Source organism: Enterobacillus tribolii, assembly GCF_003363015.1.
Lineage (GTDB): Bacteria > Pseudomonadota > Gammaproteobacteria > Enterobacterales > Enterobacteriaceae > Enterobacillus > Enterobacillus tribolii.
This window is the reverse complement of sequence record NZ_QRAP01000003.1, coordinates 128,675-155,630: the sequence shown is the minus strand read 5'-3', so window position 1 is coordinate 155,630 and position 26,956 is coordinate 128,675. Positions and strand designations below refer to the sequence as shown.

Here is a 26,956-nt window from a genome sequence, read left to right as displayed (position 1 = left end):
ACATGTCGTGATGAAAAATCAGGTTACCGGCGCCGGGTTAAATACCGCCAGCGCGTTACGGATTCCCCAATGATCTGACCAGGTTTGCCTGCGGCCGCTGGCAACGTCCAGGATCATTTCAAATAAGCGCCAGCCCACCTGCTCAATGGTTTCTTCGCCGGTGGCGATGGTGCCTGCGTCAATGTCCATCAGGTCGTGCCAACGTTTAGCCAGCGCGGTACGGGTCGCCATCTTAATTACCGGTATCGCCGCCAGGCCATACGGCGTACCGCGGCCGGTGGTGAATACCTGGATCGTGATGCCGGACGCCAGCTGCTGCGTGCCGCACACGAAATCACTGGCCGGCGTCGCCGCGTAAATCAGGCCGCGTTTGGTCGGGCGCTGACCGGGCGACAACACTTCTACGATTGCGCTGCTGCCGGATTTGGCAATGGAGCCGAGCGCCTTTTCCACCACGTTGGCCAGGCCGCCCTTTTTGTTGCCGGGCGAGGGGTTGGCGCTGCGATCGGTCTTGCCGGTGTCGAGGTAGTTGTCATACCAGGCCATCTCTTCGAGCATGCGCTTGCCGACCTGCTCGTCCACGACGCGCGGGGTCAGCAGGTGAACGGCGTCGCGTACTTCCGTGACTTCCGAGAACATTACCGTTGCGCCGCAGCGCACCAGCAGATCGGAGGCGAAACCGACCGCCGGGTTGGCGGTAACGCCGGAGAACGCATCGCTGCCGCCGCACTGCATGCCGACCACCAGCTCGGAGGCCGGGATGGTCTCGCGCTTACGCTGGTTCAGCTTTTGCAGATGACGCTCGGCGATTTCCAGAATTTCATCCACCATCGCCATAAAGCCGACATGCTGCTCATCCTGCAAACGCATGATGCTGGCGTCCTGTACCTCGATGGGCTGCGTGTCGTCGGTGCCGGCCAGCAGGCGTTCGGGCTGGAGCTTTTCACAGCCCAGGCCGATGACCATGACTTCGCCGCCGAAGTTGGGGTTAAGCGCGAGGTTATGCAGGGAGCGGATGGGCACGACCGCCGCCGGCGCATTAATCGCAACGCCGCAGCCGTAAAGGTGGTTGAGGCCGACCACGCCGTCCACGTTGGGGTAACGCGGCAGGATGTCGTGCTCGATGATTTTCACCACGTGATCCACGACGCCGGCGACACAGTGCACGCTGGTGGTAATTGCCAGCATGTTTTTGGTGCCGGCGCTGCCGTCCGCGTTGCGGTAGCCTTCGAACGTGTAGCCTTCCAGCGGCGGTAACGGGGCGGGCGTGCGGGTCGCCAGCGGGAGGCTGGCAAGCGGCGGGGCGTCGGGCAGGACCACCAGCGATTCGTCAATCCAGCTGCCTTTGGCGATATCGCGGACCGCATAGCCGATAATTTCGCCATAGCGCAGGATATTTCCTCCCTGCGGAATATCCGTCAGCGCCACTTTATGGCCCTGCGGAATATGTTCAGAAAGTTCCAAACCGCAAGCGAACCGGGTCCCTGCCGGCAATCCATTGTCATTTACCACGATGGCGACATTATCGTTATCGTGAACCTTAATATAGAGCGGCACATCAGCCGGGGTTTTATTTATTACGCTCATCGTGATATTGCTCCGGTTTATATAAACACACCGTCACGTCATTAATGTAAAGCGTTATTCTCTGCTCACGGATGATTATAGGAAAGATAAATAAAGAAGACATTGTGCACTTGACTGTCTTGATGCGGATTTTTTGGGAATCTGTCGGGCGTTTGTCCAGTTTTCAGTGAGAGGGGTCACAAAATGAATGTTATGAGAGCCAGAGCTGGCGCACTCTGGCACGGTGTTGCTGGTTTTGTGAACTGTTGCGCATCGGATTGTGCACATGACCAGTAATACAGTATTTATTTTGCTTAATATAGTGCGTATGTCCGATGTTATGTTGATGTCCCATTCCTATACTGATGTCGTACGTTGGAAATTAATCATCGTCGCGTTATTACATTTCTGCTCAAAAAATAAAACGCAAAATTAACCAACATCATTCTGATTCCTCAAGCCCGAGAATATGCCGTTCAGAATGGAAAATAGCGGCAGCTATTATTTCAGGAGTGTATTTATGAATACAATCAGCTCAGTCGAGAGCGCAGCGGAAAAACGCACCAACACGCGCTACTGGATTGTGGTGATGCTGTTTATTGTCACCTCGTTCAACTACGGCGACCGCGCTACATTGTCGATCGCCGGCTCTGAAATGTCGAAGGTGATCGGGCTTGACCCGGTCGGTATGGGATATATTTTCTCCGCGTTCTCATGGGCTTACGTCATCGGGCAGATCCCGGGCGGCTGGCTGCTGGACCGCTTCGGTTCAAAACGCGTTTACTTCTGGAGTATTTTCACCTGGTCGATGTTTACGTTGCTGCAAGGCTTCGTGGATATGTTCAGCGGCTTCGGTATCGTGGTTGCTCTGTTCACCCTGCGCTTTATGGTTGGTCTGGCAGAAGCGCCTTCCTTCCCCGGCAACAGCCGCATCGTTGCAGCCTGGTTCCCGGCGCAGGAGCGCGGCACCGCGGTGGCGATCTTTAACTCGGCGCAGTATTTCGCCACGGTGATCTTCGCCCCTATCATGGGCTGGCTGGTTCATGCCGTGGGTTGGGCGCACGTGTTCTGGTTCATGGGCGGACTGGGGATCGTCATCAGCTTCATCTGGCTGAAAGTGATCCATGATCCGAAGGATCACCCCACCATTAACAAAGCCGAGCTGGAGTACATGGAAGCCGGCGGCGCGCTGATCAACATGGATCAGAAGTCCGAGAAGAAGAAAGAGTCCTTTGCTGTGAAGTGGGGGCAAATCAAACAGCTGATCACCTCCCGCATGATGGTCGGCGTATATATCGGTCAATACTGCATCAACGCACTGACTTACTTCTTCATTACCTGGTTCCCGGTTTATTTGGTGCAGGCGCGCGGCATGTCCATCCTGAAAGCCGGGATGATTGCCTCCGTACCAGCGATATGCGGCTTTATCGGCGGCGTGCTGGGCGGCGTGATTTCTGACTGGCTGATGCGCCGTACCGGCTCCCTGACGCTGGCGCGTAAAACCCCGATCGTACTGGGCATGTTGCTCTCCATGTCGATGGTGGTGTGTAACTACGTTGATTCCGAAATGCTGGTGGTAGGCTTCATGGCGCTGGCCTTCTTCGGTAAAGGCATCGGCGCGCTGGGTTGGGCGGTGATGGCGGATACCGCGCCGAAAGAGATCAGCGGCCTGAGCGGCGGTCTGTTCAACATGTTCGGCAACGTTTCCGGTATCGTCACCCCGATCGCCATCGGCTATATCGTCGGCACCACCGGTTCGTTTAACGGCGCATTGATTTACGTTGGTATTCACGCACTGGTCGCTGTTCTGAGCTATCTGGTGCTGGTGGGCAAAATTGAACGTATCGTCCTGAAACCCGCGTCAGCATCCTGAGGAGCCTTGTGATGGCAACGCAAAGCAGCCCGGTTATTACAGAAATGCAGGTTATCCCGGTCGCCGGTTATGACAGCATGTTGCTGAATATTGGCGGTGCGCACGGGGCCTATTTCACCCGCAACATCGTGGTGCTGAAGGACAACGCCGGTCACACCGGCGTTGGGGAAGCGCCCGGCGGCGAGGTGATTTATCAGACGCTGAAGGACGCCATACCGCAGGTAGTCGGCCACGAAGTGGCGCGGATGAACCGCCTGGTGCAGCAGGTGCACCTGGGCAACCAGTCTGCGGATTTCGATACCTTCGGCAAAGGCGCCTGGACGTTCGAGCTGCGGGTGAACGCGGTCGCCGCGCTGGAAGCGGCGCTGCTGGACCTGCTGGGGCAGTGCCTGAACGTCCCGGTGTGCGAACTGCTCGGCCCCGGCAAGCAGCGCGACGCCGTGACGGTGCTCGGCTACCTGTTCTACATCGGCGACCGGCGCAAGACCGATCTGCCTTACCTGGACGGCGCAAACGCCGCGCATCCGTGGTATCACCTGCGCCATCAGGAAGCGCTGGACAGCGACTCCCTGGTCCGCCTGGCCGAAGCGGCGCAGGACCGTTACGGCTTCAAAGATTTCAAACTCAAGGGCGGCGTATTGCCCGGCGAGAAGGAGATCGAAACCGTCACGGCGCTGGCGAAACGCTTCCCGGATGCGCGTATTACCGTCGACCCGAACGGCGCCTGGTTGCTGGATGAGGCCATCGCGCTGTGCAAAGGCATGCAAGACGTGCTGGCCTATGCGGAAGACCCGTGTGGCGCGGAGCAAGGCTATTCCGGGCGCGAAGTGATGGCCGAATTCCGCCGCGCCACCGGGCTGCCGGTCGCCACCAACATGATCGCCACGAACTGGCGTGAAATGAATCATGCGCTGCGCCTGGACTCCATCGACATACCGCTGGCGGACCCGCACTTCTGGACCCTGAGCGGCGCGGTGCGTGTTGCCCAGCTGTGCGATGACTGGGGGCTGACCTGGGGCTGTCACTCGAACAACCACTTTGATATCTCGCTGGCGATGTTCACCCACGTCGGCGCGGCGGCGCCGGGCAAACCGACCGCCATTGATACCCACTGGATCTGGCAGGAAGGCGATCAGCGCCTGACGAAGAATCCCCTGCGTATCGAGCAGGGCCAAATCAAGGTTCCCGACGCGCCCGGCCTGGGCATTGAGCTGGATTGGGATCGGATTCACCAGGCACATGAACTGTACAAAACGCTGCCGGGCGGCGCGCGCAATGACGCGCTGGCGATGCAATACCTCGTTCCCGGCTGGACATTTGACCGTAAGCGCCCCTGCTTCGGGCGTTAACCGAATTCTCCGAATTGAAGGATAAGTGAAAATGAGCCAAAACAACGCAACTCCGAAAGTCACGTCAATGCAGGTCATTCCGGTAGCCGGCCACGACAGCATGCTGTTGAACCTGAGCGGCGCCCATGCGCCGTTCTTTACCCGCAACATCGTGGTGATAAAAGACAATGCGGGCCACACCGGCGTGGGCGAAATTCCCGGCGGCGAGAAAATCCGTCAAACGCTGGAAGATGCCATTCCGCTGGTGGTGGGAAAAACCCTCGGGGAATACAAAAACGTACTGAACACGGTGCGGGCGCAGTTCGCCGACCGTGATTCCGGCGGCCGCGGCCTGCAAACCTTCGACCTGCGTACCACCATCCATGTGGTCACCGGTATTGAAGCCGCAATGCTCGACCTGCTTGGCCAGCACCTGGGCGTTACCGTCGCTTCTCTGCTGGGCGATGGCCAGCAGCGCGACGAGGTCGAAATGCTCGGCTACCTGTTCTACATCGGCGATCGCCGTAAAACCGACCTGCCGTACCAGAGCCAGCCGGACGAAAAATGTGACTGGTATCGCCTGCGCCACGAAGAAGCGCTGACGCCGGAAACCGTGGTGCGCCTGGCGGAAGCCGCGTATGAAAAATATGGCTTCAATGATTTCAAACTCAAGGGCGGCGTACTGGCCGGCAGCGAAGAGGCGGAAGCCGTCACCGCGCTGCACAAGCGCTTCCCGCAGGCGCGCGTGACGCTCGACCCGAACGGCGCCTGGTCGCTGGACGAGGCGATTTCGCTCGGTAAACAGCTGCGTGGCGTGCTGGCCTATGCGGAAGATCCGTGCGGTGCGGAGCAGGGGTACTCAGGACGTGAAGTGATGGCGGAATTCCGCCGCGCTACCGGGCTGCCGACCGCCACCAACATGATCGCCACCGACTGGCGTCAGATGGGGCATACGCTGTCGCTGCAATCCGTCGACATTCCGCTGGCGGACCCGCACTTCTGGACCATGCAGGGTTCGGTGCGCGTGGCGCAGATGTGCCATGAGTTCGGCCTGACCTGGGGCTCGCATTCCAACAACCACTTCGACGTTTCGCTGGCGATGTTCACCCACGTTGCGGCCGCTGCGCCGGGTGACATCACCGCAATCGACACCCACTGGATCTGGCAGGAAGGCAACCAGCGCCTGACCAAAGAGCCGCTGCAAATCAGGGGCGGCATGGTGAAGGTGCCGGAGAAAGCGGGCCTGGGCATTGAGCTGGATATGGACCAGGTGATGAAGGCGAACGCGCTGTATCAGAAGCATGGCCTGGGTGCCCGCGACGATGCGATGGGCATGCAGTACCTGATCCCCGGCTGGACGTTTAACAACAAGCGTCCTTGTCTGGTGCGCTGATGCGTTGGGAACGGCCCTTTAATTTTTGAACAGCGACAGATAAACGGAAGCGCTATGAAAGACTCACATTACCCGAATCAATTCCGCCAGCGTCTGCTGGCAGGGGAAACGCTCTACGGCTGCTGGTGCGCGCTGGGCAATCCGATCTCCACTGAAGTGCTGGGGCTGGCCGGGTTTGACTGGCTGGTTCTGGACGGCGAGCACGCGCCCAACGACATCACCACCTTCATTCCCCAACTGATGGCGCTGAAGGACAGCGCGAGCGCGCCGGTGGTACGTCCGCCGACCAACGAGCCGGTGATTATCAAACGACTGCTGGACATCGGCTTTTACAACTTCCTGATCCCGTTCGTGGAAACCGCAGAGCAGGCGGCACAGGCGGTGGCCTCCACCCGCTACCCGCCGGCCGGCATCCGCGGGGTTTCCGTGGCGCACCGCAGCAACCGCTACGGCACGCTGCCGGACTACTTCGCCACGATTAACGACAATATCACCGTCCTGGTTCAGATTGAGAACCAACTGGGCGTAGACAACATTGACGCTATTGCAGCGACCGACGGCGTGGACGGCATTTTCGTCGGCCCCGGCGATCTCTCTGCGGCGCTGGGCTATCTCGGCCAGCCGAATCACCCGGAAGTGCAGCGCGTGATCCAGCACATCTTTGAGCGCGCCGCGGCGCACGGTAAGCCGTGCGGCATTCTGGCGCCGGCGGAAGCGGATGCCCGCCGTTATCTGGAGTGGGGCGCGCGTTTCGTGGCGGTAGGCAGCGATCTGGGCGTTTTCCGCAGCGCAACGCAGGCGTTGTGCGATCGTTTTAAAAAATAATGCGGGTCACCGGCGCTGCGGCGCCGGCAAATGAAAAAGAGGTATGGAAATGAAAATTGGATTTATCGGTCTGGGCATCATGGGCAAACCCATGAGTAAAAATCTGCTGAAAGCGGGCTATTCACTGGTGGTTTTCGATCGCAATGCCGAAGCCGTTGCGGACGTGGTTGCCGCCGGCGCGACGGGGGCAGATTCTGTGAAAGGCGTTGCCGCGCAGAGTGACGTCATTATCACCATGCTGCCTAACTCACCGCACGTGAAAGAGGTTGTGCTGGGCGAGAACGGCGTGGCGGATAACGCCAAACCGGGTACGATCCTGATCGACATGAGCTCCATCGCCCCTCTCGCCAGCCGTGAAATCAGCGAAGCGCTGGCGAAGAAGCAGGTCGCTATGCTGGACGCGCCGGTCAGCGGCGGCGAGCCGAAAGCGATTGACGGCACGCTGTCTGTGATGGTCGGCGGCGACAAAGCGGTATTCGATCGCTGCTATGATGTGATGAAGGCCATGGCCGGTTCCGTGGTGCACACCGGGGACATCGGCGCGGGCAACGTCACCAAGCTGGCGAACCAGGTGATCGTGGCGCTGAACATTGCCGCGATGTCTGAAGCGCTGGTGCTGGCGACCAAAGCCGGGGTTAATCCCGATCTGGTGTATCAGGCCATCCGCGGCGGCCTGGCGGGCAGCACTGTGCTGGACGCCAAAGCGCCGATGGTGATGGATCGTAACTTCAAGCCGGGCTTCCGCATCGATCTGCACATCAAGGATCTGGCGAACGCCCTGGACACGTCGCACGGCGTGGGCGCTCAGTTGCCGCTGACGGCGGCGGTGATGGAAATGATGCAGGCGCTGCGCGCCGATGATTTGGGCACGGCGGATCATTGCGCGCTGGCCCGCTACTACGAGAAACTGGCCAAGGTTGAAGTTTCGCGGTAACCGGCCTCGCATCCGCGTGTTCTGCGCGCGGATGCAGGGAAAATTCAGCGGGCCGGGAGGTGTCGGAATGCCTCCGGGTCAACAGCGATTGGGTAGTTTATGAAAATAGTCATCGCACCGGATTCATACAAAGAGAGCCTCTCGGCTCTGGATGTCGCCACGCAAATCGAAGCGGGTTTCCGTGAAGTTTTCCCGGACGCCCAATACGTTAAATTACCCGTGGCCGACGGCGGTGAAGGTACGGTAGAGGCCATGGTGGCGGCGACACAGGGAAAGATCGTTGACGTTATGGTCACAGGGCCGCTGGGGGAGCCGGTGGCCGCATTTTACGGATTATCCGGTGACGAAAGCTGTGCGTATATCGAAATGGCGGCGGCCAGCGGGCTGGAGATTGTGCCGCAGGTGCAGCGCAACCCGTTGGTGACCACCTCCTACGGCACAGGCGAGTTGATTCATCATGCGCTGGCGCGCGGCGTGAAGCGGATTATTATCGGCATCGGCGGCAGCGCCACCAATGACGGCGGTGCCGGCATGGTGCAGGCGCTGGGCGTCAGGCTGCTGGACGCGCAGGGCGCGGAGATCGGTTACGGTGGTGAAGCGCTGGCGCAGCTGGCGCATATCGACGTCAGCGGCCTGGATGAGCGCGTGGCCGGCTGTCGTTTTGAAGTGGCCTGCGACGTGACGAATCCGCTGATCGGCCCGGAAGGCGCTTCCGCGATCTTCGGGCCGCAGAAGGGCGCCACGCCGGAGATGGTGCGGCAGTTGGATGATGCGCTGAAGCACTACGCCGGGGTTATCCGCCGCGATCTGGACATCGACGTGGAGCAGGTGCCGGGCGCAGGCGCGGCCGGCGGTATGGGCGCGGCGCTGCTGGCGTTCCTGAAGGCGGATCTGCGCCGCGGTATTGATATCGTGACCGGCGCGCTGGGGCTTGATGAACTGGTACGTGACGCGTCGCTGGTGATTACCGGCGAAGGGCGGATCGACAGCCAGAGTATTCACGGCAAGGTGCCGGTCGGCGTGGCGCAGATTGCCAAGCGTTACGGCAAGCCGGTCATCGGCATTGCCGGCAGCCTGACGCGGGACGTCGGCGTGGTGCATGAGTATGGCATCGACGCGGTGTTCAGCGTGATGTATACCGTCTGCACGCTGGAAGAGGCGCTGGCTCAGGCTGCGGACAACGTGCGCATGGCGGCGCGTGATATTGCGGCGACGCTCAAAATGGGGCAAAGCATCGCCGGATAACGGGGTGTGCCGCGGTGAATGCGTTCCTTCCAACAGGCCCGGCAATGCCGGGCCTGTTCTCTATTGGGAATTCGGAATTTAGGACGGGATATTTCCTGTATTTTTAAGGCGTCATACCTTTTGTTTTAGGAACGCGTTATATTTGTGTGTGTATTATATGCATTGGCAAGGATTGCCGGAGATCTTCAATATGGAAACGCTCTATCTTATGGGCTTGGTAATTACTAAAATCGTTGTTTTTATCGCGATTTGCTTCATTTCCGGGGCTATCTCCCGGCTCTTCAAAAAGCACAACCGGCAAACGCTGCTGCAAAGCGCGCTCAGCCCTGTCGCAATCGCCCCTGCCGTGATCATTACCGTGCTGCTCAGTATGGCGGAGTTCTCTGCCATCGCGCAGGCCAGCCAGAATACGCAGACCATTCGTCTGGACGTTATTTGTGCTGAAAAAATGCAGGTGTCCGGGGCGGATGCCCTGATGTGCCGGAGCATGGCCGGAGAGCAGGGCGCAGAGCAAGCGCCCGTGATCATCGACAACCGCCATGAGTGTGGCGGCGGTGACGTGACGGCGCGTTGTGTCTGACGATAAAAATGCGGTGCGGTAATACGCTGCGCGGCGTCCTTGTTTCCCCCGTCTTGTCAGCGCATTCCGCTGCCGGGGTCGCCTTCGCTGCCGTCCAGCTGTAACGCAATATACAGCAGCAGACGATCGTCGAAACTCCCCAGATTGAGCCCTGTCAGCTCGGAGATCCGGTTCAGGCGGTATTCCAGCGTATTGCGGTGAATGTATAACGCTTTGGCGGTGGCGCTGGGCTGCACGTTGTTAATGAACCAGGCATTGAGGGTGCGGCGTAATAACCCGTTGTTATCCATCGCCTTCAGCCGCGCCAGCGGGCGCACCAGTTCGCCCGCCTGCCAGCCGCCGCGCAGGCTGTCCAGCAATACCGGCAGCATCAGATCCTGGTAAAAATAGCTGCGCTGTTCCGGCATGCGCTGTTTCCCCACCATCATGGTGGTGTGGGCGGTGCGGTAAGAGCGGGCGATGCCGCCGGTGTCGGGAAAATAGTTGCCCAGCGCCAGGCGAATGCGCAGGCGGCTGCTGTCCGTCATGCGCGAAAGCAGGTTTTCAATCTGTACGCGGTGCGACTGCGGGTCCCAGCGGCCATAGCTGTTCAGCGCCGGGCGCAGCACCACCATTTGGGTCAGGGAGACGGTCGCGATCAGGTTGTCGCGTTCGGGCGTGGTTAACAGCGTCTGTAACTGCTGCAACTCGGCCATCGCGCTGTCTACGCCGAGCTGACCGCTGTCGATCTCCACCACCGCGGCGACGCGCGGCTGATTCAAATCCACGCCCAGGCGTTGCGCCCATTCCGCCAGCGCCGGGGAGAGCTCATCGGCGCGGATCAGGTTGAGCACCAACTCCTCACGCAAACGGCTGTCCTGCGCCAGCATGTGCAGCAGGCGTGCCTGTTCCAGCATCATCTCCGCCGTCATGCAGACCAGCTCGCCGTACTGCCGCAGCTGGGACGGATTGCCCGTCAGGCCGATAACGCCGACGATCTGGCCGTCGAGGCGCAGCGGAAGGTTAATGCCGGGACGCACGCCGTGCAGGTGGCGGGCGACGGCGTCGTCAATGTCTACCACCCGCCCCTGGGAAATCGCGAGCAGGGCGCCTTCATGCATTTCACCCAAACGTTCTTCGTCGCCGCTGCCGATGATGCGGCCGCGGCTGTCCATCACGTTGATGTTGCTGTCGATGATTTGCATGGTGCGGGTAACGATATCCTGCGCCAGCCGGTTGTCCAGGTGGTAGCCTGCCATATATAACTCCATACGAAAAGTAAGGGCTTTGGCTCGTTATACGCCAGATGGAAACACCGGACTTCGGTAAATTGCTGTTTCTGGCGTATAGATTGCACAGAATAGCGGGCATCAGGCCGTGATTCATTGTGCAATTGCATGAATAAGGGGGAATAACGTCGAAGTTGCCGGGGCGGTCACATTTTCTTCGTCTGTGCGGACATCGGCGCGGGCAATAGCATTAATCGGTACAAACAATAATACCGTGAAAGTCAGGGCTGCCGTGCGTTACGCGCAGTGACGGAATACCCTCTCCCTTCACAAGAGATTGATAATTATTTTCAATCGCATTTGGCGGGCTATAATAGGGACCGTATACATGAAGCCCGACCTAAAGGGCCATCAAGGCTGAACGGAGAAGACAACTATGAGCTATACCCTGCCATCCCTGCCGTATGCTTACGACGCACTGGAACCGCATTTCGACAAAATGACGATGGAAATCCATCACACCAAACACCACCAAACCTACGTCAACAATGCCAACGCCGCGCTGGAAAGCCTGCCTGAGCTGGCGAAGCTGAGCGCGGAAGAAGTGATCGCGCAGTTGGATAAGGTTCCGGCGGAAAAACGCACCGTGCTGCGCAACAATGCGGGCGGCCACGCCAACCACAGCCTGTTCTGGAAAGGGCTGAAGCTGGGCACCGAACTGAAGGGTGAGCTGAAAGCCGCCATCGAGCGCGACTTCGGCAGCGTGGACAAATTCAAAGAAGAATTCGAGAAGGCCGCCGCGACCCGTTTCGGCTCCGGCTGGGCCTGGCTGGTGCTGAAGGACGGCGGTAAGCTGGCCGTGGTTTCCACCGCCAACCAGGACAGCCCGCTGATGGGCGAGGCGATCTCCGGCGCATCCGGCTACCCAATCGTGGGCCTGGATGTGTGGGAGCATGCCTACTACCTGAAATATCAGAACCGTCGCCCGGACTACATCAAGGCCTTCTGGTCCGTGGTTAACTGGGACGAGGCGGCCAGCCGCTTCGCCGCTGCGCAGAAATAATTCCGCCGGACGGTTATTCACAAAGCGTGGGGAAACCCGCGCTTTTTTCTTTTCTCCGGCCGTCAGGACTGCGTATTATCAGAAACCATCATCGTGCGGGAGAGGTTTATGATGTTACAACCGGATGTGTATATCGGCGCCATTGCCGACTATGACGGCAGCAGGCCAAGCGCCATCGCCAAACGGCAGGTATCCGGCAGCGTGATGCTGACCGCGCTGGGGCTGGAAGGCGACGAACAGGCGGAGAAACGCCATCACGGCGGCCCGGACCGCGCCCTGTGCCACTATCCGCGCGAACATTACGCCTTCTGGCAGCGGCAGTATCCGCAACAGGCCGACCTGTTTTGCGCTCCCGCCATGGGCGAAAACCTGTCGACGCTCGGCATGACGGAAGAAAGCGTGTTTATCGGCGACATCTATCGCTGGGGCGAGGCGCTGATTCAGGTCACTCAGCCGCGCTCCCCCTGCTTCAAGCTCAATTACCACACCGGCATCGAGCGCTTCGCCGTGCAGATGCAGGACTGCGGCTATTGTGGCTGGCTGTACCGCGTGGTGGCGGAAGGCATGGTCGGACGTCACCACGGGCTGGAACTGGCGTCGCGCAACAGCGACGTCAGCGTGGCGGAGGCGATCGCCATTGCCTTTCAGATGCCGTTCGACGCCGGGGAGTACCGCCGCCTGATGAGCGCGGCCGGGCTTTCCGCCAGCTGGAGCAGAACCATGCAGCAGCGCCTGCTTAACGGCAAAATCGAGGACATGAACCAGCGTTTATTGGGCGCCTAGCGTTTATTCGTCCGCCATGAGTTTCAGCCAGTGGATAAAGGCGTCCACTTTGGGCCATTGCCGTGCCGACAGGGTGACGGCGTAGTAATGCTGGACGCACTGCATCTCCATTTTCGGGAACGGGGTGACTAACTCCCCCTTCTCCAGCCGCTTATTCACCAACCGTTTACGTCCCATCGCCACGCCGAGATGGTGGGTGGCGGCGATGATCGCCAGATCGGCGCGATCGAAGCCGATCCCCTGGCGGGCGATGTCCGGCATCAGTCCGAAATTCCGTGCCCAGCCCTGCCATTCGTCGGTGCCGGAGTCGTAGCTCCAGGCCTGACGATCGTGCAGCAGCGTACAGCGCCGCAGGTTGTCCGGATTTCCGGTCAGCCCGAAACGGGCGGCGTAATCCGGGGTACAGACCGGTATCACGGCTTCGTCCATCAGGTATTCGCAGTTTAACTGGCGCGGCGGGGAATCATCGAAATAGACCGCCAGATCGATGCCGGTGCCCTGAAAGTTCACGTTTTCATTGCCGGTCAGGATGTTCAGGCTGATGGCGGGATAGCGCCGGGTGAAGTCCGCCAGCTTTGGCACCAGCCAGCATTGCGCGATGGACGGGCGCGAATAGACGGTCAGCGTGCCGGAAAGCTCCTGACTTTTGATCTCCAGAATCTCCTGATTCAGGCCATCCAGCGACGTTTTCAGCGCCCAGAAGACCCGTTTTCCCTCCTCCGTCAGCTCCACCTTGCGGTGCGAACGCAGGAAAAGCTTGATACCCAGCTCCGCCTCCAACTGATTGATTCGGTGGCTGATTGCGCTGGGGCTGAGGGCCAGCTCTTGCGCAGCCAGGGCGAATGAACCGTGGCGCGCCGCAACTTCAAACGTATACAGCCTGGAGAGCTGATAACCGTTCAACAGCGTGTTTCTGGCAAAGTAACTGCTTTCCGTATACATACCTTTTTATCCCTTGCGCATCGTTTTTTTATCATACGGAAAATCGGCCATGATGGGATTTACAGATGAATTAAGGTGATGTAAAGCACGAAATAAGACGGTTTTTCGAACTAAATCACTACATTGATTCAATCTGGCGCATGTGAAGGGCGTTTTTTATCGTTTGTCAGAATGATCAGATTTTTATCCAATGAAGATGGAATTCATCATTGGACGAGGTGAAATATGGACTCACAGATTTGGGTTGTGGGTACGCTGTTAACCAGCATAATTTTAATAATATTTACCATTGTAAAACTCAAGGTTCACCCCTTTTTGGCCCTGCTGCTGGCGAGCTTTTACGTCGGCTCCCTGATGGGCATGAACCCGCTGGAGATGGTGAACGCCATCGAAGGCGGCATCGGCGGTACGCTGGGCTTTCTGGCCGCGGTCATCGGCCTGGGCACCATCCTGGGTAAGATGATGGAGGTGTCCGGCGCGGCGGAGCGCATCGGTATTACGCTGCAACGCTGCCGCTGGCTGTCGGCGGACGTCATCATGGTGCTGGTGGGCCTGGTGTGCGGGATTACCCTGTTCGTGGAAGTTGGGGTCGTACTGCTGATCCCGCTGGCGTTCTCGATTGCCAAGAAGACCAACACGTCGCTGCTGAAGCTGGCGATCCCGCTGTGTACCGCATTGATGGCCGTACACTGCGTGGTTCCTCCGCATCCGGCGGCGCTGTATGTGACGAATAAGCTGGGCGCCGACGTTGGTGCGGTGATCATGTACGGGTTGCTGGTCGGCTTGTTTGCGTCACTGATCGGCGGGCCGCTGTTCCTGAAGTTCCTCGGCAATCGCCTGCCGTTTAAACCGGTTCCGGCCGAGTTTTCAGAGCTGGAAGTGCGTCGCGAAGAAGACCTGCCTTCCCTGGGGGCGACCCTGTTCACCGTCCTGCTGCCGATCGTGCTGATGCTGATCAAAACGGCGGCGGAGCTGAACATGGCGAAGGGCAGTACGCTCTACACCCTGCTGGAGTTCATCGGCAACCCGATTACCGCGATGTTCATCGCCGCGTTCGTCGCCTATTACGTGCTGGGTATCCGCCGCAATATGGGGATGAGCATGCTGCTGACCAAAACGGAAGACTGCTTCTCATCCATCGCCAACATCCTGCTGATTATCGGCGCGGGCGGCGCATTCAACGGCGTGCTGAAGGCAAGCGGGCTGGCGGATACGCTGGCGGTGATCCTGTCGAACATGGACATGCACCCGATTCTGCTGGCGTGGCTGGTGGCGATCATTCTGCATGCCGCGGTGGGTTCCGCCACGGTAGCGATGATGGGCGCGACGGCCATTGTGTCGCCGGTGCTGCCGATGTATCCCGACATCAGTCCGGAAATCATTACCATCGCCATCGGTTCCGGCGCGATTGGCTGCACCATCGTGACCGACTCGCTGTTCTGGCTGGTGAAACAATATTGCGGCGCGACGCTGAACGAAACGTTCAAATACTATACGACGGCAACCTTCATTGCCTCGCTTATCGCGCTGATCGGCACCTTCCTGCTTTCTTACATCGTTTAAGCGAATAAAGAGACACGTTATGACGAAGACAGAAATTCAAACCCTGATTGATAACCACCCGCTGGTTAGCGACATGATTGCCCTGAAGGAGGTTGCCTGGTTCAACCCCGGCGTCACCACGCTGGAACAGGGATTGCCGTACGTCGGGCTGACGGCGCAGGACATTGCTGCCGCGCAAGCGCGCCTGAAACGCTTTGCGCCTTACCTGTGCCTGGCGTTTCCTGAAACGCAGAAAACCGGCGGAATCATTGAATCAGAACTGGTTGAGATTCCGCATATGCGGAACACGCTGGTGCAGCGCTTCGGCCAGCCGGTGAACGGCAGGCTGTGGCTGAAGAAAGACAGTCATCTGCCGATTTCCGGCTCCATCAAGGCGCGCGGCGGCATCTATGAGGTGCTGACCCACGCGGAGAAACTGGCGACGGAGGCGGGCTTGCTCACGCCGGATGAGGATTACAGCAAGCTGTTCTCGCCGGAGTTTCGCCAGTTCTTCAGCGGTTACAGTATTGCCGTGGGATCTACCGGGAACCTGGGACTTTCTATCGGTATCATGAGCGCCCGTATTGGTTTTCGCGTCACGGTGCATATGTCCGCCGATGCGCGCGAATGGAAAAAGCGCAAACTGCGGGAAAACGGCGTTGAAGTGGTGGAGTACGAGCAGGATTACGGCGTTGCCGTAGAGCAGGGGCGTAAGGCGGCGGAGTCCGATCCGAACTGCTTCTTCATTGATGATGAAAACTCCCGCACCCTGTTCCTCGGCTACGCGGTGGCCGGCGGGCGGCTGAAGGCGCAGTTTGCGCAGCAGGGCATTACGGTGGATGCCGATCATCCGCTGTTTGTCTACCTGCCCTGCGGCGTCGGCGGCGGACCGGGCGGCGTGGCGTTCGGGCTGAAGATGGCCTTCGGCGATCACGTTCACTGCATTTTCGCCGAGCCGACTCACTCTCCCTGCATGTTGCTGGGCGTGTATACCGGGCTGCATGATGGTATTTCGGTACAGGATATCGGAATCGACAATCTGACCGCCGCTGACGGCCTGGCGGTGGGACGCGCCTCCGGTTTCGTCGGACGGGCGATGGAGCGTCTGCTGGACGGCTTCTACACCCTGAGCGATCAGACCATGTATGACCTGCTCGGATTGCTGAACCGTGACGAAGGCATCCGGCTGGAGCCTTCCGCGCTGGCGGGGATGCCCGGCCCTGCGCGGGTGTGTACCGATGCAGACTACCTGGCGGCGCGGGGAATTTCCGACCGGCAGATGCAGAACGCGACGCACGTGGTATGGGCGACCGGCGGCGGTATGGTGCCGGAAGAGGAAATGACGAAGTATCTGGCACAGGCCGATATCTGATACCGAACCCCGCATTGCGCACGATTAGTAAAAAGCGGGGAGCGTGATCGCGTCATAAACATAAACGCTTAGCGCCAACATCCAGGAACGATTAAGGGGGCTGTCGCCCCCTTCTTTTTTGGCTGATACGGCGGCTTACAGGTACAGCGAACGCACGATCAGGAAATGGCCGACAAAATAACCGGCGGCGACAATCGCATCGGCGGCGCGGAAGGAGAACCGGTAGCGGCTGATAAGCCAGACGATATTCGACAGCAACAGCAATAACGCGCCGACGAGCTGGGAGAACCCAGCCTGAGTGCCGCGTGCGAAGTATTGGTCACCCGCCATCCACACCATCAGCAACGTCATAACGACGTAGGTCGCCACCGGCCAGCGAACCTCCTCCAGCCGGGTCCAGATAACGGCGAGCAGTACCGCCCCAATCACGATCAGCACCAACAGCATCGGCCAGTAAAACACCAGCGCGATGGTGCTGGCAAAACTGATGGTATAAAGCAGGTGAGAGAGGAAAAATGCGCCGATGGCATAGAGAAAACGTTCAGCGGGCAATAACAGCAGGGCATCGGCGATCAGTGTGACCAATAAACCGAGTAAAATCAGATACCCGTTAACGCCGAGGTTGGGGGCGCTCCAGGCCAGCAACAGCAAAAGCAATAACGTGACCGGTTTAAACACCCAGCGCTGCCAGCGCGGGCCGCGGTAGCTGGCATCGATAAACAGCCAGCCGGAAAAGAAAACTGCCAGAAAGGGCCAACTCATCATGTATCCTTCTTCAGTTCCGTATAAACAACAAAAATAGCCGCCCGCAAGCTGAAAAGATCACGATCCGTGTGCCCGCCGCGACTTCCGGCGCCGCGAAACCACGGGCTTCCCGTACGCTTCGAGTGTAGGTTAATAACGCCGCTGCCCGCAACGCCTTTCCGGATGCGTCGCGCCAACCTTCATGCTATGGTAGCCGCGGAATCTTTAACCCACGAAACGACGGAAGCAGCATGTCTGGTCAGCAGCCTTTATATCGCATCCAATTCATGAACAACGGTAAAAACTACCAGTTGTATGTGCGTGAGATCGTACAGAGCGCGCTATTCGGTTTTATTGAGATCGCAGACTTTGTCTTTGACAGTCAGACGACGGTGCTGGTGGATCCTTCAGAAGAGAAGCTGAAAAGCGAATTCGCCGGCGTGACCCGCAGTTACATTCCCATGCATGCGGTTATCCGCGTGGACGCCGTGACAGAACGCGGCAGCGCGCGCATTTCCGAACTGGGCGATAACGTCGCGGTGTTCCCCTACCTGCCGGGGAAAAAGCCGTAATGAGCAAGCCGCCGTTAATCTTCGCCGTGGTGGTGGTGATCATCGCCGTGCTGGCAACCCAGCGTTATATGCAGAAACGCCGTCAGGACGCGGTAAACGACGCCTCGCCGGTGCGCACGCTGCAGGCGGAAGTCAGCGCCAAACGCGAGTTTCCCGCCCCGAACCGTCGTTCGCGCCAGCGTGAGGTGATCGCCGCCGAAGAGATGCGTTATGAGGTCTATTTCCGCCCGCTCAGCGGCGGTGCTGAAATGATGTTTGCCCTGCCGGAGAAAACCTATCACGACATGGACAAAGGGATGCGGGGCGAATTAAGCGTGCAGGGAACGCGTTTTGTTGATTTTCGCCCCGATGCGGCGAAGTGATTACTTACCTTCTTTCTTCTGCGCATCCTGCTTTTTCTGCCAGTCCAGCAGCTCGAACACGCCGAACAGAAAGAAGCGCAGCTCCTGCATCCTGCTGATTTTCGGATGATCTTTCTTCAGGGTGCTTTTCAGCATGGTGACCTGCAGGCCGTGCATCAGCACCATGAAGATCAGCGCCACGTTGATGAAAATATTCAGCGGACGCGGAAAGGGCTGAATCAGGTTCAGCGCCATAAATGCCCAGACGCACAGCATGATCAGGCGGCCCAGATTAATCCACATGTTCGTCTCCTGTTTGCTGGGGTTTCGTGCGGGTATAGAGGCGGTAAGCGACCTGTCCGGCGACTTTCTCGCGGTGCAGCCGCCAGTTGGCGGGAACCTGTACCGCGCCGTTCTCCGACTCCGCTTCCACGTAGATCCAGGCTTCATCGGCCAGCCAGCCGTATTCTTCCAGTAACGCCAGCGTTTGGTTTAACAGATCGCGGCGAAACGGCGGGTCAATGAACACCACGTCGTAGGCGGTGCCCGGCTGGGCCAACCAATTAAGTGAGTTAGTGTTCACTATCTCCGCCTGTTCCGCTTTCAGCAGCGCCGCATTCTGTTTTAGCTGATTACAGACCTGGCGGTCCGCCTCCAGCAGCGTGACGTGGCTGGCGTAGCGGGACAGCGCCTCCATCCCCAGCGCGCCGCTGCCGGCGAAGCAGTCGAGGCAACGGGCGTCGTGCAGCACCGGCGCCAGCCAGTTAAACAGGGTTTCGCGCACCCGGTCGGTGGTCGGGCGCAGGCCCGGGCTGTCGGGCACCGGCAATTTTCTGCCGCGCCACTGGCCGCCGATAATGCGGATCTGTCCGGCGGGTCTGGATGATGAAGACGGTTTTTTGGCCATGAATTTTGTGATGAATGAAATGAACCAGAAACGGATGAGAGGGGGATACGTGCGCACATTCCCCCGCGTTGCCTGCAAGGTACCCGTTTCCGCACAGAATTACCACTTGAAACCCTTTTGTGTGCGCGTTGTGATAACGATAAGATGTTAAGTGATAAACTGAAAGTTTAAATCATCCGTATTGAATTTCGTTAGCCTCCGCTCCGGTCGCGGAAAACCGGACGGTCGGCGGCAAGGCCCTTATCAGGGGCGGGAGATCGGTCGTAACATGTCAAAAGATAAGAAAAAAGGTTTTTTCTCCTGGTTGGGGTTCGGACGTCAGGAAGAGCCGCAGGCGGATGATATCGCCGGACAAACCGCACCGGAGCAGGAGACGGTAGCGCATGACGCATCGCCGGCTGAACACCTGGATGACAAACTGCCCGAGCGGGAATCCCCGGCGGCGGCGCAGCCCGAAACTCCCGGCGAGTGGGATGCCGGTTCCCTGCCGGAACATGCGGCGGAGAACCTGCCGCAGGCCGAGCATCATCCCGTACATGCCGGGTCTGAGCCTGAGATGCCGCATGAAGCCCCTTCTGTTGCCGGACCGGTGGCGGAAGACGTTGCTCAGGTCGTGGAAGCGCCGGATGAGGCTGCGCTGGTATATGAAGAACCGGGCGACGCAGAGCCGCCGATAGACGAAGACGCGATTGAAGAGATCGTGACGGAAGAAATCGCGGAGGAAGATGTCCGGGAGCCGGTAACGCAGGAGCAGGAAAAACCGGCGCGGGAAAGCTTCTTTACCCGCCTCAAACGCGGGTTGCTGAAAACCAAACAGAACCTGGGTTCCGGCTTTATCGGCCTGTTCCGCGGCAAAAAGATTGATGACGATCTGTTTGAAGAGCTGGAAGAACAACTGCTGGTGGCGGACGTGGGCGTGGACACCACCCGCCGCATCATCGCTTCCCTGACCGGGCACGCCAGCCGCAAAGAGCTGAAAGACGCCGAGGCGCTGTACGGCAAGCTGAAGGAGGAGATGGGCGAGATCCTCAGCAAGGTGGATCAGCCGCTGGATGTAAGTACACACTCACCTTTCGTGATCCTGATGGTCGGGGTTAACGGTGTGGGGAAAACCACCACCATCGGCAAACTGGCGCGCCAGTTCCAGGCGGAAGGCAAGTCGGTGATGCTGGCGGCGGGCGATACGTTCCGCGCCGCGGCGGTGGAGCAGCTCCAGGTTTGGGGCCAGCGCAATAATATTCCGGTGATTGCCCAGCACACCGGCGCGGATTCCGCCTCGGTGATTTTTGACGCCCTTCAGGCGGCGAAGGCGCGCGGCGTGGACGTATTGCTTGCCGACACCGCCGGACGCCTGCAAAACAAATCCCACCTGATGGAAGAGCTGAAGAAAATCGTCCGCGTGATGAAAAAACTGGACGAAGATGCACCTCATGAGGTTATGCTGACAATCGATGCCAGCACCGGACAAAATGCGGTAAGTCAGGTCAAACTGTTTAACGAGGCGGTCGGCCTGACCGGTATTACGCTGACCAAGCTGGACGGCACGGCCAAAGGGGGCGTGATTTTCTCCGTGGCCGATCAGTTCGGCGTTCCGATCCGCTATATCGGGGTCGGCGAAGGTATTGAAGATTTACGGCCGTTTAAGGCCGACGATTTCATTGAGGCACTTTTTGCCCGCGAGGATTAAAAACGGATGATTCGCTTCGAACAGGTGAGTAAAGCGTATCTGGGGGGGCGCCAGGCGTTACAGGGCGTCGATTTTCATCTGCGCGCCGGTGAAATGGCGTTTTTAACCGGCCATTCCGGCGCGGGGAAAAGTACGCTGATGAAACTGATTTGCGGCATTGAGCGCCCCAGCGCCGGCCATGTCTGGTTTAACGGCCATGACATCAGCCGCCTGAAGAACAGTGAAGTTCCGTTTTTGCGCCGTCAGGTGGGGATGATTTTCCAGGATCACCACCTGCTGATGGATCGCTCGGTGTACGACAACGTGGCGATGCCGCTGATTATCTCCGGCGCCAGCAGCGAAGACATCCGCCGCCGCGTGTCCGCGTCGCTGGATAAGGTGGGGCTGCTCGATAAAGCGCGCAGTTATCCTATTCAGCTTTCCGGCGGGGAGCAGCAGCGCGTCGGCATTGCCCGCGCCGTGGTGAATAAACCGGCGGTACTGCTGGCGGACGAACCGACCGGCAACCTTGATGACGAACTGTCGGAGAGCATTTTGCGCTTGTTTGAAGAATTTAACCGCGTGGGGGTTACCGTGCTGATGGCAACGCATGACACCGGCCTGATTTCCCGCCGTCATTACCGTATTCTGACGCTCAGTCAGGGGCGCATGGCCGGAGGAATGTACGATGGCGACTAAATCCGCGGCCAAAGGGCGCGTCCCGGACAAAGCGAAGGCGCTCAAGGGCGGCTGGCGTGAACAGTGGCGTTACGCCTGGACCAATACCCTGACGGACATGCTGCGGCAGCCGCTGGCGACATTGATTACGATTCTGGTGATCGCGATTTCCTTGTCTCTGCCGAGCGTGTGCTACCTGATCTGGAAAAACGTCAGCCAGGCGGCGACCCAGTGGTACCCGACGCCGCAACTGACGGTGTATCTGGATAAAGCGCTGGACGACACCGCGGCAGTTCAGGTAATCGACGCCCTGAAGGGCGAAGAGGGCGTGGATAAGGTCAATTACCTGTCACGCGAAGAGGCGCTGGGCGAATTCCGCAACTGGTCGGGATTCGGCGGCGCGCTGGACATGCTGGAAGAGAACCCGCTGCCGGCGGTGGCGATTATCACGCCGAAGCTGTCGTTTGAAAGCAGCGAGACGCTCAACACCCTGCGTGACCGGGTGGCGGCGGTGAAAGGAGTTGACGAAGTGCGCATGGACGACAGCTGGTTCGCCCGCCTGGCGGCGCTGACCGGGCTGGTCGGGCAGGTGGCGGCGATCATCGGGATTCTGATGGTGGTGGCGGTATTCCTGGTCATCGGCAACAGCGTGCGTCTGAGCATTTTCAGCCGGCGCGACACCATTAACGTCATGAAGCTGATCGGGGCCACCGATGGCTTCATTCTGCGGCCTTTCCTGAACGGCGGCGCGATGCTGGGGCTGTGCGGCGCGGTGCTGGCGCTGATCCTGTCGCAGGTGCTGATCTGGCAACTGAGCGGCGTGGTCAGTAAGGTCGCGGCGGTGTTCGGCACGTCTTTCTCGCTGACCGGACTGGGCTGGGACGAATGCCTGCTGATGGTGCTGATCGCGGTGATGATTGGCTGGGGCGCGGCCTGGTTGGCAACGGTGCAGCATTTACGCCGATTTACACCCCAGTAAGCTTGCCTGACGTCCGGATGTGCTATAATCTTCCCTCGTTGAGTTGTCGTACGGGGGAAGAGCCTTTCAGGCAGAAAGCCCGATACAGGTTTCAACCTCAGACCCCGTCACGTTACCCTCCGCGCTTTACCGCTTACCCTGTCCGTCATCCGGGCGAACGGCACTTTGTGCAAAAAGAGTTTTGTGCAAATAAACTGTGGTTAACGGTGAACTTGTGGGGGCGCTCGCGGTCAAATTTTGCAGAATCGTGCTAGTGATTCGGGCTCAGCGCTGTACATACGGGCGAGTCCGGGAACGACGGGTACGGACTGTTTATATCATTGAGAGGGTTTGAATGACCAAAGAAATGCAAACTTTAGCCTTAGTTCCCCAGGGCAGTCTGGAAGCGTATATCCGCGCCGCCAACGCCTATCCGATGCTGAGTGCGGAGGAAGAGCGGGCACTGGGTGAACGGCTGCATTACGAGGGTGACCTGGATGCCGCCAAGCAGCTGATCCTGTCGCACCTGCGCTTTGTTGTTCATGTAGCCCGTAACTATTCAGGTTATGGGTTGCCGCAGGCTGACCTGATTCAGGAAGGCAATATCGGCCTGATGAAAGCGGTGCGCCGCTTCAATCCGGAAATGGGCGTACGCCTGGTTTCGTTCGCCGTGCACTGGATCAAAGCTGAAATTCATGAATACGTGCTGCGTAACTGGCGTATTGTGAAGGTGGCGACCACCAAAGCCCAGCGTAAGTTGTTCTTTAATCTGCGCAAAACCAAGCAGCGTCTCGGTTGGTTCAATCAGGACGAAGTCGAACTGGTTGCCCGCGAGCTGGGTGTGTCTGAAAAAGACGTTCTGGAGATGGAGTCCCGCATGTCGGCGCAAGATATGGCGTTCGATATGTCCTCCGACGACGACGGCGACAATACGCCGGTCGCGCCGGTTCTCTACCTGCAGGACAAGTCTTCCGATTTCGCCAACGGTATTGAAGAAGACAACTGGGAAAACCATGCCGCTGACAAACTGAGCGCGGCGATGGAGTCGCTCGACGAGCGCAGCCAACACATCATCCGCGCCCGCTGGCTGGAAGATGAAAACAAGGCGACCTTGCAGGAGCTGGCCGATCAGTACGGCGTTTCCGCTGAGCGTGTGCGTCAGCTGGAGAAAAATGCCATGAAAAAACTGCGCCTGGCTATCGAAGCGTAAGTTTTTCCTGTTGCAAAAAAAAGCGATGCGCGTGAGGGCATCGCTTTTTTTATGGGCGTTTCATGAGAGGCATCATTCCCTCGCACTATCACCCTTTCGTCCATCTCGCTGGACCTGAATTCCCGCGTTTCCCTCTCCAAATTCCCCCGATTTTCCACTCAGTTGGAATATGACGATTTTGAGCGAAGGCGCTCACAGCAATGGTTTGACGTGCTTTTAACCCGAAACACATTCGTTTTATAAATGATCCATCATTCAAGAATGGATTCCAACATGATGGAATGGGTTCATAAATCAAAAGTTCCGGCGTTATCACGGGCTATCGCGATTCTGGATATTGTCTCTGCGCGCGGGCACTGTTCAGCAAACGTGATCGTCAGCGAACTGGGCGTGCCGAAGAGCACGGTATACCTGCTGCTGGAGGAGCTGAAATACCAGCGCCTGCTGACGCAGGGGAAAGACGGTGATTACCGCCTCGGCCTGAAGCTGCTTGAGCTGGGCAGCCAGGTTTCCCGCCAACTGGACCTGCGTACGGTGGCGATGCCGCATCTTACCGCGCTGATGCAGGACACCGGCCACCTGTGCCACCTTGGCGTGCTGGACGGCGATGCGCCCATCTACCTGATTAAGGTAGAAAGCCAGTCCAGTATTCAGGTGCGGACCTGGGAAGGCAAACGCCTCTCCCTGTGCCGTTCTTCGCTGGGAAAATGCCTGCTGGCCTGGACCGAACGCGATCATCAGGACGCGTTAATCGCTTCCATTACCTTTGAACCCGGCCTGCCGAACACCATCACCGGCGAAAAGCAGTTGCGCGACGAACTGCAGCGTATCCGCCAGGCCGGCTGGGCTTATGACAACGAAGAGGATGTCGCCAACATCCGCTGCATCAGCGCGCCGGTGTTCAACGCCGCGCGTGAGGTGACGGCGGCGATTTCCATCGTGGGAACCACCCTGCAAATCGGCCCGGGAAACCTGGACGCATTGGCGGGAAAAGTGAAAGAACGTGCCTGGGCGATTTCCAGGGCGCTGGGATACAAAGAATAAGGTGAACATTATGCAACGACCTTCTGGCGTGATCAGCGCCATGTTAACCCCCTGGAAAGAGGGCGCACCGGATACGGCGGTGCTGAAAAGCATTGTCGACTTTCAGATCGACGGCGGGCTGACCGCGCTGTTTCCCGTCAGTTCGGTGGGTGAAGCCGGTTATATGACCCTCGATCAAAAGTGCCGGGTGATTGAAACCGTGACGGCGCAGGCGGCCGGCCGGGTGCCGGTATGGGCGGGCATTCCCGCCACCACGCCGCAGGAAAGCATTGAGCTGGCCGTGTGTGCGCGCCGGGCCGGTGCTGCCGGGGTGGTGCTGATGCCGGCGTCGTTTTATCACTACGAGCCGGAAAGGCATCTGGTCTACTTCCGCCAGATTGCCGACGCCGCAGAGCTGCCGCTGTGCCTGTATAACATCCCGTTCTTCGCCGACCCGCTCAGTGCGGAAATGGTAGCGGAGCTGGCCGCGCATCCCAATATCGTCGGTATTAAAGACTCCGGCGGGGAGGCGGTGATGCTGATGAAGATGCTGGCGCTGTGCCCGCGTGCGGATGCGGATTTCCGCGTGATGACCGGGCGCGAGGAGTTTTTCTACGCCGCCCTGTGCGCGGGCGCAGCCGGCAGCGTGACCGGCACAGCGGGCGTTCTGCCGGAGGTGATGCGCCGCATTTACGACCTGTTCCGCGGGCAGAAGCGGGAAGAGGCGCTGGCGCTGCAGCTGGCGGCGATGCCGGCAATGATGATGATGTCCGCCCTGCCGTTTCCGCTGGGTTACAAGCTGGCGATGGAACTGCGCGGTTTTGCGATGGGCGACCCGCAGGTTCCCCTGACAAATGAGCTGAAAGAAAAGATAGAACAAACCCGACACCCTCTGAAACAAGAAATAGAAAAACTATTAACCCTACTTAAATAATGAATGACGGAGTCTTATTATGTTGCAGTCGAGAAACTTGCCGAAGATAAAAAAGATCCGGGCCTATTTTATGGGCGGTGCAACGGCGGAAAAAGGATCGGGCGGCGCCGATTATCACGATCAACAGGAGAAACATTGGATCGACGATAAAATTTGTACGCCGATGAGTAAATATAAAGAATATGAACAATCCCGTCAGTCATTCGGTATTAATGTACTGGGGACTTTAGTGGTGGAAGTAGAAGCGGATAATGGAATTAAAGGTTTTGCCGTTTCTACCGCCGGGGAAATGGGCTGTTTTATTGTTGAAAAACACCTGAACCGTTTTATTGAAGGACGCTGTGTTTCTGATATTAAACTGATTCACGATCAAATGCTGCGCGCCACCATGTTTTATGCCGGAAGCGGCGGCCTGGTGATGAACACGATTTCCTGTATCGACCTGGCGCTGTGGGATCTGTTCGGGAAATGCACCGATCTGCCGGTCTACAAGCTGTTGGGCGGCGCGGTACGTGATGAGATCCAGTTCTACGCAACCGGTTCGCGCCCTGATTTAGCGAAAGAGATGGGCTTTATCGGCGGCAAGATGCCGACGCACTATGGCCCGCACGAAGGGGATCACGGCGTGCGTGAAACGGCGAAGATGGTTGCCGATATGCGTGAGAAATGCGGTCCGGATTTCTGGCTGATGCTGGACTGCTGGATGTCGATGGACGTCAACTTCGCCACCAAGGTCGCCCATGCCTGCGCGCCGTATAACCTGAAGTGGATTGAAGAGTGCCTGCCGCCGCAGCAGTACGAAGGGTATCGCGAGCTGAAGCGCAACGTACCGGCCGGGATGCTGGTGACCACCGGCGAGCATCACGGCACGCTGGAGTCGTTCCGCACGCTGTCGGAAACCGGCATTGATATCATGCAGCCCGACGTGGGCTGGTGCGGCGGGCTGACCACCCTGCTGGAGGTGGCGGCGATCGCCAAGTCGCGCGGGCAACTGGTCGTGCCGCACGGTTCATCAGTTTATTCTCATCATGCGGTAATTACGTTTACCAATACGCCGTTCAGTGAGTTTTTAATGACGGCGCCAAATTCGGATCATATGCGCCCGCAGTTTGATCCCATTTTGTTAGATGAGCCGGTGCCGGTAAATGGCCGGATGCATAAATCGGTATTGGATAAGCCGGGTTTCGGCGTAGAATTAAATCCGGCCTGTAAATTAACCCGTCCTTATACTCATTAATAAAGCGTCAGCCCGGTATTGATTAATTACCG

At 58.5% G+C, this 26,956-nt stretch carries 26 protein-coding genes; 20 read left to right on the top strand and 6 right to left on the bottom strand.

Annotated features, from left to right (window positions below):
* Positions 1–18 precede the first annotated feature (18 nt).
* On the bottom strand, positions 19–1,587 hold the full coding sequence (gene garD, locus C8D90_RS08135) for a galactarate dehydratase (RefSeq protein WP_115457946.1): 1,569 nt from the start codon (positions 1,585–1,587) through the stop codon (positions 19–21).
* Between the two features lie 499 nt (positions 1,588–2,086).
* Between garD and C8D90_RS08130 the strand changes: the two genes are divergently transcribed.
* The 7 genes from C8D90_RS08130 (at position 2,087) to C8D90_RS08100 (ending at position 9,744) form a co-directional block, all read left to right on the top strand.
* Positions 2,087–3,439 carry an MFS transporter gene (locus C8D90_RS08130; RefSeq protein ID WP_115457945.1) on the top strand — a complete coding sequence of 451 codons (1,353 nt, stop codon included), beginning with the start codon at positions 2,087–2,089 and terminating at the stop codon, positions 3,437–3,439.
* A gap of 11 nt (positions 3,440–3,450) precedes the next feature.
* Complete coding sequence (locus C8D90_RS08125) at positions 3,451–4,788, top strand: enolase C-terminal domain-like protein (protein WP_115457944.1); 1,338 nt, start codon at positions 3,451–3,453, stop codon at positions 4,786–4,788.
* Between the two features lie 31 nt (positions 4,789–4,819).
* Positions 4,820–6,160, top strand: a complete 1,341-nt coding sequence (gudD, locus tag C8D90_RS08120; RefSeq protein ID WP_115457943.1) for a glucarate dehydratase — start codon at positions 4,820–4,822, stop codon at positions 6,158–6,160.
* Positions 6,161–6,214: 54 nt separating this feature from the next.
* Positions 6,215–6,985 carry a 2-dehydro-3-deoxyglucarate aldolase gene (garL, locus tag C8D90_RS08115; protein WP_115457942.1) on the top strand — a complete coding sequence of 257 codons (771 nt, stop codon included), beginning with the start codon at positions 6,215–6,217 and terminating at the stop codon, positions 6,983–6,985.
* Between the two features lie 43 nt (positions 6,986–7,028).
* Positions 7,029–7,919, top strand: a complete 891-nt coding sequence (garR, locus tag C8D90_RS08110; protein WP_115457941.1) for a 2-hydroxy-3-oxopropionate reductase — start codon at positions 7,029–7,031, stop codon at positions 7,917–7,919.
* Between the two features lie 99 nt (positions 7,920–8,018).
* Positions 8,019–9,164 (top strand): glycerate kinase, encoded by a 1,146-nt coding sequence (locus tag C8D90_RS08105; protein ID WP_115457940.1) that lies wholly within the window; start codon positions 8,019–8,021, stop codon positions 9,162–9,164.
* Positions 9,165–9,354: 190 nt separating this feature from the next.
* On the top strand, positions 9,355–9,744 hold the full coding sequence (locus C8D90_RS08100; RefSeq protein ID WP_115457939.1) for a hypothetical protein: 390 nt from the start codon (positions 9,355–9,357) through the stop codon (positions 9,742–9,744).
* Between the two features lie 56 nt (positions 9,745–9,800).
* Here C8D90_RS08100 and C8D90_RS08095 read toward each other — a convergent pair whose 3' ends face one another.
* A complete protein-coding gene (locus C8D90_RS08095; protein WP_115457938.1) occupies positions 9,801–10,982 on the bottom strand; it encodes a CdaR family transcriptional regulator in 1,182 nt (393 codons plus the stop codon).
* 406 nt (positions 10,983–11,388) lie between these two features.
* On the opposite strand from C8D90_RS08095, the gene sodA reads away from it, so the two are divergent.
* Positions 11,389–12,015 (top strand): superoxide dismutase [Mn], encoded by a 627-nt coding sequence (gene sodA / locus C8D90_RS08090; RefSeq protein WP_115457937.1) that lies wholly within the window; start codon positions 11,389–11,391, stop codon positions 12,013–12,015.
* A 111-nt stretch (positions 12,016–12,126) separates the two neighbouring features.
* Positions 12,127–12,798, top strand: coding sequence for a 6-hydroxyaminopurine reductase (yiiM, locus tag C8D90_RS08085; protein WP_115458184.1), 672 nt, complete (start codon positions 12,127–12,129; stop codon positions 12,796–12,798).
* Positions 12,799–12,801: 3 nt separating this feature from the next.
* Here the strand turns inward: yiiM and dsdC are convergent, their stop codons facing one another.
* Complete coding sequence (gene dsdC / locus C8D90_RS08080) at positions 12,802–13,740, bottom strand: DNA-binding transcriptional regulator DsdC (RefSeq protein WP_115457936.1); 939 nt, start codon at positions 13,738–13,740, stop codon at positions 12,802–12,804.
* 225 nt (positions 13,741–13,965) lie between these two features.
* Here dsdC and dsdX point away from each other — a divergent pair, with 225 nt between their 5' ends.
* Both dsdX and dsdA read left to right on the top strand, forming a co-directional pair.
* On the top strand, positions 13,966–15,303 hold the full coding sequence (gene dsdX, locus C8D90_RS08075; RefSeq protein WP_115457935.1) for a D-serine transporter DsdX: 1,338 nt from the start codon (positions 13,966–13,968) through the stop codon (positions 15,301–15,303).
* Positions 15,304–15,322: 19 nt separating this feature from the next.
* Entirely contained in the window at positions 15,323–16,654 is a 1,332-nt protein-coding gene (dsdA, locus tag C8D90_RS08070; RefSeq protein ID WP_115457934.1) for a D-serine ammonia-lyase, read from the top strand.
* Positions 16,655–16,789: 135 nt separating this feature from the next.
* Here the strand turns inward: dsdA and C8D90_RS08065 are convergent, their stop codons facing one another.
* Positions 16,790–17,416: a lysoplasmalogenase gene (locus C8D90_RS08065; RefSeq protein ID WP_115457933.1), complete on the bottom strand. Its 627-nt coding sequence runs from the start codon at positions 17,414–17,416 to the stop codon at positions 16,790–16,792.
* 233 nt (positions 17,417–17,649) lie between these two features.
* Here C8D90_RS08065 and C8D90_RS08060 point away from each other — a divergent pair, with 233 nt between their 5' ends.
* Both C8D90_RS08060 and C8D90_RS08055 read left to right on the top strand, forming a co-directional pair.
* A complete protein-coding gene (locus tag C8D90_RS08060; protein ID WP_115457932.1) occupies positions 17,650–17,970 on the top strand; it encodes a DUF1820 family protein in 321 nt (106 codons plus the stop codon).
* On the top strand, positions 17,970–18,332 hold the full coding sequence (locus C8D90_RS08055; protein ID WP_115457931.1) for a DUF2500 domain-containing protein: 363 nt from the start codon (positions 17,970–17,972) through the stop codon (positions 18,330–18,332). Before C8D90_RS08060 ends, C8D90_RS08055 begins: the two co-directional genes overlap by 1 nt.
* On the opposite strand, the gene C8D90_RS08050 is transcribed toward C8D90_RS08055, so the two are convergent.
* Together C8D90_RS08050 and rsmD are read right to left on the bottom strand one after the other, a co-directional pair.
* On the bottom strand, positions 18,333–18,614 hold the full coding sequence (locus tag C8D90_RS08050; protein WP_115457930.1) for a DUF1145 family protein: 282 nt from the start codon (positions 18,612–18,614) through the stop codon (positions 18,333–18,335).
* A complete protein-coding gene (gene rsmD, locus C8D90_RS08045; RefSeq protein ID WP_115458183.1) occupies positions 18,604–19,218 on the bottom strand; it encodes a 16S rRNA (guanine(966)-N(2))-methyltransferase in 615 nt (204 codons plus the stop codon). Before rsmD ends, C8D90_RS08050 begins: the two co-directional genes overlap by 11 nt.
* 268 nt (positions 19,219–19,486) lie before the next feature.
* On the opposite strand from rsmD, the gene ftsY reads away from it, so the two are divergent.
* From ftsY to rhmD, 7 genes are all read left to right on the top strand, one after another.
* Positions 19,487–20,905: a signal recognition particle-docking protein FtsY gene (gene ftsY, locus C8D90_RS08040; protein ID WP_115457929.1), complete on the top strand. Its 1,419-nt coding sequence runs from the start codon at positions 19,487–19,489 to the stop codon at positions 20,903–20,905.
* Between the two features lie 6 nt (positions 20,906–20,911).
* Entirely contained in the window at positions 20,912–21,583 is a 672-nt protein-coding gene (gene ftsE / locus C8D90_RS08035; RefSeq protein ID WP_115457928.1) for a cell division ATP-binding protein FtsE, read from the top strand.
* Positions 21,573–22,541, top strand: a complete 969-nt coding sequence (gene ftsX, locus C8D90_RS08030; RefSeq protein ID WP_115457927.1) for a permease-like cell division protein FtsX — start codon at positions 21,573–21,575, stop codon at positions 22,539–22,541. The genes ftsE and ftsX overlap by 11 nt, the downstream gene beginning before the upstream one ends.
* 334 nt (positions 22,542–22,875) lie before the next feature.
* Positions 22,876–23,730: an RNA polymerase sigma factor RpoH gene (gene rpoH / locus C8D90_RS08025; RefSeq protein WP_115457926.1), complete on the top strand. Its 855-nt coding sequence runs from the start codon at positions 22,876–22,878 to the stop codon at positions 23,728–23,730.
* A 276-nt stretch (positions 23,731–24,006) separates the two neighbouring features.
* Positions 24,007–24,774: an IclR family transcriptional regulator gene (locus tag C8D90_RS08020; protein ID WP_115458182.1), complete on the top strand. Its 768-nt coding sequence runs from the start codon at positions 24,007–24,009 to the stop codon at positions 24,772–24,774.
* 10 nt (positions 24,775–24,784) lie between these two features.
* Entirely contained in the window at positions 24,785–25,687 is a 903-nt protein-coding gene (locus C8D90_RS08015; RefSeq protein ID WP_115457925.1) for a dihydrodipicolinate synthase family protein, read from the top strand.
* Positions 25,688–25,706: 19 nt separating this feature from the next.
* Positions 25,707–26,924: an L-rhamnonate dehydratase gene (gene rhmD / locus C8D90_RS08010; RefSeq protein ID WP_115457924.1), complete on the top strand. Its 1,218-nt coding sequence runs from the start codon at positions 25,707–25,709 to the stop codon at positions 26,922–26,924.
* Positions 26,925–26,956 lie beyond the last annotated feature (32 nt).

Bases quoted from the DNA above. Each gene is read 5' to 3' on its own strand.
- C8D90_RS08100 (WP_115457939.1), top strand. From the start codon at position 9,355: ATGGAAACGCTCTATCTTATGGGCTTGGTAATTACTAAAATCGTTGTT.
- yiiM (WP_115458184.1), top strand. From the start codon at position 12,127: ATGTTACAACCGGATGTGTATATCGGCGCCATTGCCGACTATGACGGC.
- sodA (WP_115457937.1), top strand. From the start codon at position 11,389: ATGAGCTATACCCTGCCATCCCTGCCGTATGCTTACGACGCACTGGAA.
- gudD (WP_115457943.1), top strand. From the start codon at position 4,820: ATGAGCCAAAACAACGCAACTCCGAAAGTCACGTCAATGCAGGTCATT.
- garR (WP_115457941.1), top strand. From the start codon at position 7,029: ATGGAAATGAAAATTGGATTTATCGGTCTGGGCATCATGGGCAAACCC.
- ftsX (WP_115457927.1), top strand. From the start codon at position 21,573: ATGGCGACTAAATCCGCGGCCAAAGGGCGCGTCCCGGACAAAGCGAAG.
- ftsE (WP_115457928.1), top strand. From the start codon at position 20,912: ATGATTCGCTTCGAACAGGTGAGTAAAGCGTATCTGGGGGGGCGCCAG.
- ftsY (WP_115457929.1), top strand. From the start codon at position 19,487: ATGTCAAAAGATAAGAAAAAAGGTTTTTTCTCCTGGTTGGGGTTCGGA.
- garL (WP_115457942.1), top strand. From the start codon at position 6,215: ATGAAAGACTCACATTACCCGAATCAATTCCGCCAGCGTCTGCTGGCA.
- garD (WP_115457946.1), bottom strand. From the start codon at position 1,587: ATGAGCGTAATAAATAAAACCCCGGCTGATGTGCCGCTCTATATTAAG.
- dsdX (WP_115457935.1), top strand. From the start codon at position 13,966: ATGGACTCACAGATTTGGGTTGTGGGTACGCTGTTAACCAGCATAATT.
- C8D90_RS08050 (WP_115457930.1), bottom strand. From the start codon at position 18,614: ATGTGGATTAATCTGGGCCGCCTGATCATGCTGTGCGTCTGGGCATTT.
- C8D90_RS08015 (WP_115457925.1), top strand. From the start codon at position 24,785: ATGCAACGACCTTCTGGCGTGATCAGCGCCATGTTAACCCCCTGGAAA.
- C8D90_RS08095 (WP_115457938.1), bottom strand. From the start codon at position 10,982: ATGGCAGGCTACCACCTGGACAACCGGCTGGCGCAGGATATCGTTACC.
- C8D90_RS08060 (WP_115457932.1), top strand. From the start codon at position 17,650: ATGTCTGGTCAGCAGCCTTTATATCGCATCCAATTCATGAACAACGGT.
- C8D90_RS08125 (WP_115457944.1), top strand. From the start codon at position 3,451: ATGGCAACGCAAAGCAGCCCGGTTATTACAGAAATGCAGGTTATCCCG.
- C8D90_RS08105 (WP_115457940.1), top strand. From the start codon at position 8,019: ATGAAAATAGTCATCGCACCGGATTCATACAAAGAGAGCCTCTCGGCT.
- rsmD (WP_115458183.1), bottom strand. From the start codon at position 19,218: ATGGCCAAAAAACCGTCTTCATCATCCAGACCCGCCGGACAGATCCGC.
- dsdA (WP_115457934.1), top strand. From the start codon at position 15,323: ATGACGAAGACAGAAATTCAAACCCTGATTGATAACCACCCGCTGGTT.
- rpoH (WP_115457926.1), top strand. From the start codon at position 22,876: ATGACCAAAGAAATGCAAACTTTAGCCTTAGTTCCCCAGGGCAGTCTG.
- rhmD (WP_115457924.1), top strand. From the start codon at position 25,707: ATGTTGCAGTCGAGAAACTTGCCGAAGATAAAAAAGATCCGGGCCTAT.
- C8D90_RS08020 (WP_115458182.1), top strand. From the start codon at position 24,007: ATGGAATGGGTTCATAAATCAAAAGTTCCGGCGTTATCACGGGCTATC.
- C8D90_RS08065 (WP_115457933.1), bottom strand. From the start codon at position 17,416: ATGAGTTGGCCCTTTCTGGCAGTTTTCTTTTCCGGCTGGCTGTTTATC.
- dsdC (WP_115457936.1), bottom strand. From the start codon at position 13,740: ATGTATACGGAAAGCAGTTACTTTGCCAGAAACACGCTGTTGAACGGT.
- C8D90_RS08055 (WP_115457931.1), top strand. From the start codon at position 17,970: ATGAGCAAGCCGCCGTTAATCTTCGCCGTGGTGGTGGTGATCATCGCC.
- C8D90_RS08130 (WP_115457945.1), top strand. From the start codon at position 2,087: ATGAATACAATCAGCTCAGTCGAGAGCGCAGCGGAAAAACGCACCAAC.